We start from the raw sequence: 12536 nt of genomic DNA, 5'->3' as shown, positions 1-12536 counted from the left end.
GGAATGCAACAGGCGATCACAACGGGTGAACTAATTGATGTACCATTCATCTTTAGCTCCAATGGCGACGCTTTTATGATGTGCGACTGTACAGTCACCGAGGGACAGCGAGAGCGAGAAATCCGCCTTGAGCAGTTTCCGACACCGCAGGAACTATGGCAAAAATATTGTGATTGGAAGGGAATTGACTCGGAGATTCAGCCGATTGTTGCTCAAGATTACTATCCCAGTCCTGATAAGAAACAGCCACGCTATTATCAACAGATTGCCATTAATCGGACAATTGAGGCGATCGCTAAAGGAGAAAACCGCATTCTGTTAGTGATGGCGACGGGTACGGGTAAGACTTTTACAGCTTTTCAGATTATCTGGCGGTTGTGGAAGTCGGGGGCGAAAAAGCGTATCCTGTTCTTGGCAGACCGCAACATTTTGGTTGATCAAACTAGAGTCAATGACTTTAAACCCTTTGGCTCAAAAATGACCAAAATTAAGCAGCGACAGATAGATACATCCTACGAAATTTATCTATGTCTGTATCAGGCGGTAACGGGAAATGAAGAAGCGAAAAACATTTATCGGCAGTTTTCAGCAGGTTTTTTTGACTTAATTATTATAGATGAGTGCCATCGGGGAAGCGCATCTGAGGATTCTGCATGGCGAGATATTTTAGAATATTTTAGCAGTGCAACGCAGATTGGCTTGACTGCTACCCCAAGGGAAACCGAAGAAGTTTCTAATAGTCTTTATTTTGGCGATTCAATTTTTACCTATTCGCTCAAACAAGGGATTGAAGATGGCTTTTTAGCTCCCTACAAAGTTATTCGCATTGACTTTGATAAAGACTTGAGTGGATGGAAACCCAAGCCAGGACAACGGGATAAATATGGTAAAGAAATTCCTGACCAAGTATTTAATCAGCGAGATTTTGATAGAACTCTGGTTTTAGAAAAGCGGACTGAGTTAGTTGCACGGATTATTTCTGATTATCTCAAATCAAGCGATCGCTTTGCCAAAACTATCATTTTTTGTGAGACGACTGACCACGCAGAACGGATGCGGGTGGCGTTGGTGAATGAGAATGCTGATTTGATGGCGGAGAGTAGCCGCTATATTATGCGAATTACTGGGGATGATGTTCAGGGTAAGGCAGAATTGGATAATTTCATTGACCCCGAAAGTAAATATCCCACAATTGTTACCACCTCTGAGTTGCTGACGACAGGTGTTGATGCTAAAACCTGTAAATTGATTGTTTTAGACCAGCGCATCTTGTCAATGACCAAATTTAAGCAAATTATTGGTCGCGGGACTCGCATTGATGAAGACTATGGCAAAATGTTCTTCACAATTATGGACTTTAAAAAAGCGACGGTCTTATTTGCTGACCCTGATTTTGATGGTGAACCTGTACAAATTTATCAGCCTAAACCAGTTGACCCAATTGTTCCGCCCGATAATGGAGACGATGAGGTAGTCATTGATGGTGAGATTACCCGCAAGCAAAAGCGGGATAAGTATGTAATTGCGGATGAAGAGGTGGCGGTTGCTTTTATTCGAGAGCAATACCACGGCAAGGACGGTAAGCTGATTACGGAATCGATAAAAGACTATACTCGCAAAACGGTTAGTCAGGAGTACGCCTCATTAGATGCTTTCTTGAAGAAATGGCACTCTACGGAGCAGAAGCAAGCTATTATCCAAGAGTTACAAGAATTGGGTGTACCTTTGGAAGCGTTAGAGAAAGAGATTGGTAAGGATTTTGACCCTTTAGATTTGATTTGTCATGTTGTCTTTGACCAACCGCCACTAACACGGAAGGAAAGAGCAAACAATGTCCGCAAGCGTAATTACTTTAGCAACTATGGTGAACAAGTTAGAACGGTTTTAAATGCTTTGTTAGATAAGTATGCTGATGAAGGAATTGAAGATATTGAAAGTCTAGATGTGTTAAAGGTGCAACCAATCAGCGATTTAGGCACTCCCTTAGAGATAATTCGTATTTTCGGTGGTAAGCAAGCTTATTTACAAGCTTTGTCTGTTCTCAAAGAAGAATTATATCGAGTATCTTAAATCTTTGAATAGGATATGATGTCTCTTCTAGGTGAGTTTGGTCACATCTCCGACTTGCTTGGGGATATAGCTGCCCTATAAAGGATAAGTCCTTTAACAATGGCACTGTATTGAGTCACAATGCGATTGTATTGCCTGACAATGGCATTGCATCGAGTCACAATGCGATTGTATTGCCTGACAATGGCATTGCATCGATTCGCAATGCCATTGTATCGCCTGACAATGTGATTGAATCGATTCACAATGCGTAAACCTAAAGCTGCTTGTCTTAGACATCGCATTACCTTGCAAAAATTACAAGGGGCGTTGTGGCTGAGACTAAAGCACAGCAAATCTCGGAAGGTGTCGTAGTCTCAGCTATAACACTAGCTACAAAACTACAAAATTAATTATGTCAATCAGCACTACAATTAAGACTATTCAAGATATCATGCGGAAAGATGCGGGCGTTGATGGTGACGCGCAACGCATTAACCAGTTAGTTTGGATGATATTCCTCAAGGTTTTTGATGCCCGTGAAGAAGAATATGAACTGTTAGAAGATAATTATAAATCTCCGATTCCTGAAGGTTTGCGTTGGCGAAATTGGGCAGCAGATTCTGAAGGTATCACTGGAGATGGTTTACTAGATTTTGTAGATAATGCTTTATTTAAAACCCTCAAAGAACTGAGAACTACGGCAACTGATGCCCGTGGGCAGATGATTGGTAAGGTGTTTGAGGATGCCTACAACTATATGAAAAATGGTACTCTCATCCGCCAAGTAATAAATAAACTCAATGAAGTTGATTTTAATAAAAAAGATCAGAAAAAACAGTTCAGCGAGATTTACGAGAAAATTCTCAAAGATTTGCAGAGTGCGGGAAATGCCGGAGAATATTATACTCCCCGTGCGGTAACAAAGTTTATTGTCGATAGAATTAAGCCGCAATTAGGGGAAATTGTATTTGATCCGGCTTGCGGTACAGGTGGCTTTTTAACAGCAGCGATTGATTACATTCGCCAACATTTTCAAAGTGCTGATGTACCAGAAATTCTGCAACGGACGATTCGCGGAACTGAGAAAAAGCCGTTACCTTTTAACCTTTGTGTGACGAATCTGATTTTACATGGTATTGATGTGCCGTCAGCAGAACATGATAATACTTTGGCACGTCCTTTGCGCGATTATAGTCCTCACGAACGGGTGGATGTAATTATCACAAATCCGCCATTTGGTGGGATGGAAGAAGATGGGATTGAGGATAATTTTCCCGCTACTTTCCGCACTAGAGAAACAGCAGATTTATTTCTGGTGCTGATTGCTCATTTACTCAAAGAAGGCGGTAGAGGCGCAATAGTTTTACCAGATGGAACGCTGTTTGGCGAAGGTGTGAAGACGCGGATTAAAGAAAAACTGCTGCAAGATTGTAATCTACATACAATTGTCCGTTTACCAAATGGCGTATTTAATCCCTACACAGGTATTAAAACTAATCTGCTATTTTTTACAAAAGGTGAACCGACAGAAACGATTTGGTATTATGAACACCCTTATCCAGCAGGTTATAAGTCATACTCGAAAACTAAGCCGATTTGCTTTGAGGAGTTTGCACCGGAGCAAGAATGGTGGGATAACCGCGAGGAAAATGAATTTGCTTGGCAAGTTTCAATTGCTGATTTGAAAGCGAATAATTACAACCTAGATATTAAAAATCCTCACAAAGTTGATGTAGAACACGCAGATTTAGATGAGATGTTAGCAGAGCATCAAAAACTCATGGCTGAGTTGGGTGAGGTGCGGAGTAAATTGAAGTCTGAATTAATGGAAGCATTGGAGAGAGATGAGTGATAAAAAAATGCGGTTAGAATTGATTTATATTCTCCATATAAAAGGAATTAAATATGCTAAATTCAGTTGAATTTCAAGCAAAGATTCAAAATGGTTTAATTCAGATTCCTGATGAGTACAAACAAGAACTCAGTGAAGGAGATGATATTAAAGTAATTGTTTTAGTAAATAAAAAGTCATCTCGACAAAGAGACATAATTGATGAATTGACACAGAATCCTGTGCAGGTGGATGGATTCCTCAACCGGGAAGAAATTTACAATCGCTAATTATGATATCTGGTGCATCATTCGTTGATACAAATGTTTGGCTTTATCGCTTGTTGGATGACCAAAAAATAGAAGTAGCAGAAAGAGAAAGAAAGCGTAATATTGCTATTTCTATTACAGATGCTGAAGGAATAATTATCAGTACACAGGTTGTCAATGAAATTTCTAACAATTTACTGAAAAAAGCAGCCTTTAATGAGGAGCAAGTTAAAGCTGTGATTCAGTCGCTTTATCGTCGCTGCACTGTGGTAGAGTTTAACCTAACTATTTTTGAATCTGCTTCTAACCTCCGCAGTCGATATAATTTCTCTTTTTGGGATAGTTTAATTGTTGCTTGTGCTTTAGCTGCGGGAGCAAGTATTCTCTATTCTGAAGATATGCAGGATGGGTTAGTAGTAGATAGTCAATTACAAATTGTGAATCCGTTTAAATGAAAGTAGATAAGTTTTTTCAAAATTTTGAATTATTGACTGATGCGCCGAATGCAGTTGTAAAAATGCAGGAAATCATTATGCGGCTAGCATTCTCTGGTAAGCTTACTAAGCGTGATATTAGCGATGTTAAAGTTAACGATATTTTTAAAGAAATCAAATTTGAGAAAAAGCGTTTACTAGAAGAGACAACCTTTAGAGAACCGAAAGATTTCAAACCGATTCATCATAATGAAATACTTTTTGAACTTCCCAAAGAATGGATGTGGGCTAGAATTGGTGAACTTTTTCTAATTTCTAGTGGGACAACACCTAATAGAACGAATCATAAATATTTTGAGAATGGAACAGAATATTGGGTAAAAACGACGGATTTAAATAATGAAACAGTATTAACTTGTGAAGAAAAAATTACCAAGCAGGCAGTTTTAGATTGCAACCTCAAATACTATCCTGTTGGAACAGTTTGTGTAGCTTTGTATGGTGGTGCTGGAACTATCGGAAAGTCAGGTTTATTAGGTATAGAAACAACTATTAACCAATCTGTTTGTGGAATTTATCCTAATAAATATGTTAATGCTAAATATTTACACTTATATATCAAATTAATTAGACCTTTGTGGATGAATTTTGCTGCTAGTTTGAGAAAAGCACCAAATATTAATGCAGGGGTTGTCAATAATATGGTTTTTCCACTAGCACCTCTAGAAGAACAGAAACGCATTGTAGAAAAGTGCGATCGCCTGCTCTCAACCTGCGACGAAATCGAAAAACGCCAGCAGCAAAGGCAACAGAGCATTTTGAGGATGAATGAGAGTGCGATCGCTCAACTCCTCACCTCCCAAAATCCCGAAGAGTTCCGCCAACACTGGCAGCGCATTTGCAATAATTTTGACTTACTCTACAGCATCCCTGAAACAATTCCTAAACTACGTCAGGCGATTTTGCAGTTAGCTGTGCAGGGTAAACTTGTGCGTCAAGATCCAAATGATGAATCCGCCTCAGTTTTATTAAAAAAAGTTGAAACTGAGAAAGAAAATTTAATAAATCAGAAAAAGATTAAAAGAATTGACTCATTGCCTGCTATTGATTTTAATAACTTACCTTATCAAATTCCAAAAACCTGGGAGTGGGTTAGATTAGGTTCACTTGTTGAAGTGATTACTAAGGGATCTTCTCCCAAATGGCAGGGAATAAATTATGTTGAGGATAGCTCTGGCACACTTTTTATAACAAGCGAAAATGTTCAAAATTATGTAATTAATATAACTGAACCTAAATTTGTCGAAGCAAAGTTTAATGAAATAGAGCCAAGATCAATACTAAAGCGGAACGATATTTTAATGAACATTGTAGGCGCATCAATTGGTCGTACTGCGATATTTGATAGAGATGATATTGCAAATATAAACCAGGCAGTGTGCTTGATAAGATTTATTTCACCTGAAAAATTTATTGAGCTTCGCTACATACTTCACTTCTTCAACAGTCCTGTTTGTATCAGTTTCATGTTCGATAAGCAGGTTGATAGTGCCAGAGCAAATTTAAGTATGGGTAACATTGCAAAATTCCCAATTCCGCTTCCCCCGCTTGCAGAACAAAAACGGATTGTAGAGAAGTGCGATCGCCTGATGTCCCTCTGCGATATCCTAGAAGCCAAATTGAAACAAGGGCGAGACAGCAGCGAGAAACTGATGGAAGTCGCAGCAAAACAGGTATTAACAGCCTAATAGCCATTTTCCGTAGGGGCGGGTTGACAAATATGCTCAATGATTAATGATGATCTGGGTGAACCCGCCCCTACAAACCGCGTTTAGACTGACGATAAGGCAAAATTAAAATATTAGCCCTGACATTTAACAGTCAAGCCAACCATGACCTCAATCAAAGCAAAACTCATCGAAGCGATCGAAACAGTACCAGATTCGATTTTAGAGCAAACCCTTGATTATCTCGAATATCTCAAAACCAGAGAACAGAAACCTCAGACTTTATCTCAAGAAATTGCTCAAACAGAAGGAGAGCCGATTTTGCGTGGTTCTAAAGCCAAAGATTTACTCAAGTTTGCAAAAACATGGCAAGGAAACGACTTCGAGGAATGCCTTCAGCTTGTTTATGACACCCGTTCCCAAGCAGAGTTCTAATGTATTTGCTTGATACCAATCACTGTAGCCGCATCATTTTTGGTGATTCTAACCTGATCCAACAACTACAGCTTCATAGCGAAGCAGGAATTGCTACCAGTGTCGTAGTATGTGGAGAACTCCTATACATGGCAGCAAAATCCGATCGCAGTGTCGCCAATCTTCAGCAGGTCAGAGTATTTTTAGACACAATCGATATTTATCCCGTCAATTTCTCAATTTCTGAGGTTTATGGCAATCTCAAAGGCAAATTGGTGAAAGCTTTCGGGCCTAAAGAAAAAGCCCAGCGTCGAAACTTCAACCTGCAAGCCCTTGGTTTTGGAGATAATGACCTTTGGATTGCAGCCACAGCAATTCACTATAATCTCACTGTAGTTTCCACAGACAATGATTTTCGACGGATTCAGCAAGTAGAAACTTTGCTTTTGGAATCTTGGCTTGCCAGTTAATTTACTGAGAAGAATTACGAATTGGTATCAGATGATCTCTGCTACTGGCTACGCCTACGCACTTTCCTAGTTGAGAAGCGATCGCCAATGATGGATTCCAGAGGTTGTAGGGGCGGGTTCACAGATATGATTCAATCATTCACCACTATCTTGGTCTATCAAAATCCAAATGGGCTTGATTAACTGCTTCTATAAATGACTTTTTTGACTCACTATTGCCCAACACAGTATAACAATAGTTTTCTCTATCTTCACTAATATTCTCAGGTAAATCATTTTTACCGCTACCGCACCACCAACCTAATTCTTCTGGCACTAATTGAGAAGTAACAAGTTGAATATGATAAATCCCTACCCGGAGATTGAGAGGAACTTCGACAGTAGTTGTATCATGATCGATCAAGGGTATTCTTAATTCAATTGGCTCCCAATCTGGTAGTAGCAAATTCCAGCATGATAGGGAATATAATTTATCAGGGTGAAGACCAGACAAATAAATGGACTGGCTTGTCCAAGTGCAACTGATATTGTGAGGTAAACTGTGGATATCCACTAATCGCCGTGCCTCTAGCCCCAAACGCTGGTAATCTAGAGCATACCAATTAGAATTAGCAAGTAAGTCATGCAGCGTAGATAAATTAATTGTTAAACTACCTGATACATCTGCCTGCATTTGCTGTTGTACCTTTTCGGATTCGTTGACTAAAAATAAAATAATTTCTTCTAAAGGCCACATCCCCTCAATTTTGATAACTTCTGACCAAAACTTGTCTGAATTTTCATGTTGAATAGGCAAATCAGTTTCATAAAAACCAGAACTACTGCTAATTCTTAGCTGATTTAATGGTGCAATAGCTAAAGATTGCTGTTTTGATTTTACTTCAAACCGATATGACCATCGCTTTTCATCAAACCAGAAGCGTGCTTCATAGTATCCAGGTGAAGTAATCCACTGGCTCAAATTAATGTCTATCCATTGATTACTAGGTGATAAAGTTTCAATTATCCTATCGATGATATTCCGACCCGTAATATTTTCGATTAATACATTAAGATCGAGATTTTGATGAATAGGTGGATACCAGAAAATAGGAGGTTCTAAATAAATAGATTTTTTTCCTTTTAATTTCAATCCTGTTAATACTGGCTCATTCTCTTTTACCAGCTTCCAGCTAATCAGTTGAGGTTGATCAGTTTCAGGAATAGTTAACACAATAGAAGACTCTAGTACTATTAATCTAATATGGCGACCTCGCCATCCCCGAATACTTGAAGGAATATAACTATCTAAAACCTCGATACCATTAGTAAAATCCGGTTGAATATCTGTAGGAGTAAAATAGTACACTTCTTCAACCGCCGTAATCTCTGGCTGAGAGGGGTTAAGAGGTAAATGTTCCCCAGTTAAAGCATCAAATACTAAACACGGAAGATGATTATTAATCCCTTTGTAATCCCATTCCATCAAATTCTGGCGGTTATGATCTACCAGTTGACAACTCCACTTTTCTGATGCTTGATTAATCTCCATTATTAGTTCTGGAATAATCAAATCTCCAGTAGTGGGAATTGTATCCTCCCAGTTAGCTTGGGGAATTTGACAGTATCTTCCTCTCAGGTTTCGCCATTCTGGCTTCCACAAAACTTGTTCTGGTAACAACAATTGTGTATTTAATGAGTCTTCAACATCTAAGCTCAATAGCAGGGGTTTACTACGTCTAGCTATAATACTTCGACTCCGACCAGTCCCAGATTTAGGTGTTAAAACTTGAGTTAGCGCATCCCAGTTACGCAGGAAAAAATTGCGTGGCAGATAATAATTACCTAATATTTCTTCACGCTGCTCTTCATCTTTTAAAACTTGAGGGGAAGCTTTCTGCCGTTCTAATTCTTGTGCTACTATTGCAACACCTTGCAGCAACTGCCCCGAAACTGGTTCTATTTCTGCATCTTCAGAGCAACTGGATTTAAGAAAGTTAATTAATGTACCCCACTGTGAATGTTTCTCTTCACAAACATTCAATAGTAATTCTGAAAGTGCCTCCGGTTGGGTATGTGCCAGTTCCCACCAACCATACTCATCAGCGATTTCTTGTACTACTTGGGCGAAATGCTCCAGATTTTGTTCAGGAACTCCATTTTGTAACCATAAGGTTGAGACATATTTATATCCGCCTTTAGCTCGAACTAAACCTAAAAGATTTATTCCTTCATCAACAACCCGACGGAATGTATGTTCTACTCCTTGGTTATGATTAATATCTAAGCGATCGCAAAAGCCTTGCCAAAATCTCTCACTCGAATAGTAATAAGCATACTCTGAAAGGGCAACAGTCAAAACCTTTAACCAGTTTTGTTCTAGTTCATAAAATTCACCTTGCAGAGAATCATATGTAACTCTGTCTAACTGTTGCAAGTTTTGACCAACGATATCAAGTAGTTGTTCACTCGCTTGACGCTTAATCCGAATGCTACCCAGAAATCTACGTCCGGCTGGGCGATCGCGATGTGACCAATGCGGCAATATTTGCTCTTCCCATAAATTTTGTGTATAACGAGGATTCATAAAGGTAGTGCCACCACTGGTTCTAGATTGTCTTTGATGTGAAGAAATTTGAGCTTTGATAGGAGCAGTTTTATTAGGTAGTCCTTCAGCCTTAGCATAAGTAACTGAACTTGGGCTACCTTCTTTTGTTGCTGGTTGATTTAACTGAGGTTGGGATAAATTCCTTTGCAATGCTTCTTTTCGTGTAGTTAGCGAAGCCAATTCTTGAAGTAGTTGGTCTTTATCCTGCTGCAATTGAATAAGGTTGGTTTGTAAGCTATTAAGATTTAGTTGTGCTTCCTGCTGCTGCGTTGTCAGGCTGGTAACAGATTGATTTAAGCCATTTAACCGACTTTCTAAACTGTTAATTTGCAGTTTGAGGTTAGATAAATCAATTTCTAGCTGATGTTTTTGCTTTTCTAAAGCATCTAAGTTTTCAGTGAGTTTTGCGTGATAATCTTCTTGCTCCGAAATCTGGTTTTGTAGCTGGTTAAGTTTTTGAAGCTGCTGGTTTAAACTTTCGTTTGTTTGCTGCTTTTGAGTAATGAGACTTTCCAGCGATTGATTGAGTTCAGTTTCCTGTTGTTGGAGATGATGAATCTGAGTATATAGAGTTTGTATATCTGCCTCTAACAGATGTTTTTGTACTACTAAGTCAGTCTGCTCCTGCTGATGGTGCTGTTGATTTGAAATATTGGCTTGTAACTGGCTTAATCTTGCTTGGAGAGAATTACAATCTGTTTCCAGTTGTTGCTTTTGTGCGGCGATCGCCTCTAAAGATTGGTTGAGTGTTAATTCTTGTTGTTTTAATTCCTCATTCCTGGTTTGCAGATGGTGAGATTCTGCTGTTAACTGTTGCCTTTGTGTCTCTAGGTCTACTAACTCCTGCTCTGTAGCTATTTTTTCATTTTCTTGAGTGAGTAAAAGGTCTTGCAGTTGACTTAACTCAATTTGTAGGCTTTCAAAAGAGGTTTCTGCCTGTTGCTTATTTTCTTGGCTGGCGATAATAGCTTTTTCCAAAGCGGCTTTCTGCTTTTTGAGTTTCTCAACTTGTTTTTCAAGTGCTGCAACCCTGCTTTGTACTAGTAAGAGGTGTTCATTGAGTTGCTTTCTGCGGTGATTATCCGTAATCAAAATCCCTAAAGAGGCAGCAGGTATTGTAATCAGTCCTGTTAAAGCAGCTCGTTTAACATCCCTTTCTAGAGCTAGACTGATGCCAAAACCAACACCGAAGCTAATTGCACCTAAAATCAACCTGTTGATCATCATTGATGTTTAATAAACCTACTACATCCATTAGTAGACAGCCAGAAAAACCGTAATATTTATGTCTTAATTATTACTATAGCTACAAAAATTTTATACGTGTATAAATTTATTGAAAAATTCAAAAAACATATAGATAAGGTTTTTCCCAATGACTTGAAACACCTGAACCAAGGATGAACGAGCTAGGAATGCTTACACTGTGTGTGATTAGACAACATCAGGTTAGAGGGTGGGATGTCTGTCTATGGCGATTTGCTGCCTATAGTCAATTAAGATTTTTCAGAATCTTCAGTAGTTGGGTGTGATTTTTCCAAACTCTGACTTTGCCATATTTGTAGATTTTGGCAATGAATGGTGCTTGATTACTTGGGGCAAACTTCTCCATTCGCTCAACAGCCTGTACGAAGATGTCTGCCATTTCCTCTCCGGTTAAATTTCGCAGAGATAGTACAAACACTTTGGCATTGGAACTGGCGATCGCCATTTGCTCCAGAAAATTACGCCCAATTTCATCATCCTTTGTAAGAATCAACCAACCTCTGCGACTCACTTCTGGCAACCATTCTGTGTCCGGTGCATCAGACAAAAAATGGTCTGCATGAACTTCCACATTTGCACCCAAACTACGCAAAGCATCCGCAACATATTTCTTGCCTAACGCTCTGTCAATAAAGAAAGTTGGCTTTTCTACTTTATTCACGCTGCTTGAGATAGAGATAATTCACATCGAATCGCTTCTTCAACCTGGAGGCGATCGCAACCATAATCGTCAGCTAAATCATCTATGGATTCACCGGCTTTATATCGCTCTGCCAAAATAGCTGTTGGAATACCCGTTCCAATTAATACTGGACGGCCAAATGAAATTCTAGGGTCAATCACTAAGGTTTTAGGAAATTCTTTTTCTGTCAAGTTTTCAGTTAGTCGTGTTAAGGGGAAAAGTTTAATTGCTGCTCCAGTTTCATCCAGTTCAATTCGCCTGAGCAAGTTTTTTAGTGCTTCCCGCATTGCCAATTGACCCGCCATTGAAGCATTAATCAGCTTTCCCACTGAATCAACGAATAAATCCACCCCATCTGTCTGAAATTCAATCCTAGCCAAAGGATGCGGCACTTGAAATTGATGGTCAATATAGTCTAAAGCTGTACGTACTCTATCTAAGCGAATTTGATGATTCTTACGAATAACCCGCAGTACATGAGCTTCTACCAGATTAGTGAATGAAAGTTGTGGTATCTCTGGGCTGGGAAGCTCAATCAGTGGTTTAAAGAATTGTTTACCTTCTCCAGTAGGGTAAAAACGACCATGAAGCCAGGAGCGCAACGTACCTACTGGAATCAGCAAATAGCGTGCTGACTCAGAAATTGAGTAGCTGGGTATGTTGCGTAAATCGAGCTTCTGGTCAACAGTGTTCATTTTGGAAATAGTAATAATACCCCAATATTAATGATAATAGAGTAGATGTAAAATCAACCACGGCGATCGCATTTTGATTTTGTTGTTTAAAGCAATGTTTCGATAACAC

At 39.2% G+C, this 12536-nt stretch carries 10 protein-coding genes; 7 read left to right on the top strand and 3 right to left on the bottom strand.

The annotated features are described in order from the left end of the window. The 7 genes from hsdR to VB693_RS26460 all read left to right on the top strand — a co-directional run. On the top strand, nt 1–2070 hold a 2070-nt coding region (hsdR, locus tag VB693_RS26490), incomplete at its 5' end, for an EcoAI/FtnUII family type I restriction enzme subunit R (protein ID WP_323268849.1). A gap of 394 nt (nt 2071–2464) precedes the next feature. Then, nucleotides 2465–3904 (top strand): class I SAM-dependent DNA methyltransferase, encoded by a 1440-nt coding sequence (locus VB693_RS26485; protein WP_323268848.1) that lies wholly within the window; start codon nt 2465–2467, stop codon nt 3902–3904. Nucleotides 3905–3957: 53 nt separating this feature from the next. After that, on the top strand, nt 3958–4173 hold the full coding sequence (locus VB693_RS26480) for a hypothetical protein (protein WP_323268847.1): 216 nt from the start codon (nt 3958–3960) through the stop codon (nt 4171–4173). Between the two features lie 2 nt (nt 4174–4175). Further along, a complete protein-coding gene (locus VB693_RS26475) occupies nt 4176–4607 on the top strand; it encodes a PIN domain-containing protein (protein ID WP_323268846.1) in 432 nt (143 codons plus the stop codon). Then, nucleotides 4604–6334, top strand: coding sequence for a restriction endonuclease subunit S (locus tag VB693_RS26470; protein WP_323268845.1), 1731 nt, complete (start codon nt 4604–4606; stop codon nt 6332–6334). The genes VB693_RS26475 and VB693_RS26470 overlap by 4 nt, the downstream gene beginning before the upstream one ends. Nucleotides 6335–6478: 144 nt before the next feature. Next, on the top strand, nt 6479–6748 hold the full coding sequence (locus VB693_RS26465; RefSeq protein WP_323268844.1) for a hypothetical protein: 270 nt from the start codon (nt 6479–6481) through the stop codon (nt 6746–6748). Beyond that, a complete protein-coding gene (locus VB693_RS26460) occupies nt 6748–7197 on the top strand; it encodes a type II toxin-antitoxin system VapC family toxin (protein WP_323268843.1) in 450 nt (149 codons plus the stop codon). The genes VB693_RS26465 and VB693_RS26460 overlap by 1 nt, the downstream gene beginning before the upstream one ends. A gap of 145 nt (nt 7198–7342) precedes the next feature. Here the strand turns inward: VB693_RS26460 and VB693_RS26455 are convergent, their stop codons facing one another. From VB693_RS26455 to VB693_RS26445, 3 genes are all read right to left on the bottom strand, one after another. Next, on the bottom strand, nt 7343–11011 hold the full coding sequence (locus VB693_RS26455) for a chromosome partitioning protein ParA (RefSeq protein WP_323268842.1): 3669 nt from the start codon (nt 11009–11011) through the stop codon (nt 7343–7345). 265 nt (nt 11012–11276) lie between these two features. Beyond that, complete coding sequence (locus VB693_RS26450; protein WP_323268841.1) at nt 11277–11711, bottom strand: hypothetical protein; 435 nt, start codon at nt 11709–11711, stop codon at nt 11277–11279. Further along, nucleotides 11708–12427 (bottom strand): DUF433 domain-containing protein, encoded by a 720-nt coding sequence (locus VB693_RS26445; protein WP_323268840.1) that lies wholly within the window; start codon nt 12425–12427, stop codon nt 11708–11710. The genes VB693_RS26450 and VB693_RS26445 overlap by 4 nt, the downstream gene beginning before the upstream one ends. Nucleotides 12428–12536 lie beyond the last annotated feature (109 nt).

It is taken from the genome of Anabaena sp. UHCC 0399 (assembly GCF_034931465.1).
GTDB classification, from domain to species: domain Bacteria; phylum Cyanobacteriota; class Cyanobacteriia; order Cyanobacteriales; family Nostocaceae; genus Trichormus; species Trichormus minutissimus.
Note: the sequence above shows the minus strand (reverse complement) of the source record. Positions and strands in the feature narration are given on the sequence as shown.

Coding starts and splice junctions, on each gene's coding strand:
- VB693_RS26445 (WP_323268840.1), bottom strand. CDS start 12,427: ATGAACACTGTTGACCAGAAGCTCGATTTACGCAACATACCCAGCTAC.
- VB693_RS26485 (WP_323268848.1), top strand. CDS start 2,465: ATGTCAATCAGCACTACAATTAAGACTATTCAAGATATCATGCGGAAA.
- VB693_RS26455 (WP_323268842.1), bottom strand. CDS start 11,011: ATGATGATCAACAGGTTGATTTTAGGTGCAATTAGCTTCGGTGTTGGT.
- VB693_RS26465 (WP_323268844.1), top strand. CDS start 6,479: ATGACCTCAATCAAAGCAAAACTCATCGAAGCGATCGAAACAGTACCA.
- VB693_RS26460 (WP_323268843.1), top strand. CDS start 6,748: ATGTATTTGCTTGATACCAATCACTGTAGCCGCATCATTTTTGGTGAT.
- VB693_RS26470 (WP_323268845.1), top strand. CDS start 4,604: ATGAAAGTAGATAAGTTTTTTCAAAATTTTGAATTATTGACTGATGCG.
- VB693_RS26475 (WP_323268846.1), top strand. CDS start 4,176: ATGATATCTGGTGCATCATTCGTTGATACAAATGTTTGGCTTTATCGC.
- VB693_RS26480 (WP_323268847.1), top strand. CDS start 3,958: ATGCTAAATTCAGTTGAATTTCAAGCAAAGATTCAAAATGGTTTAATT.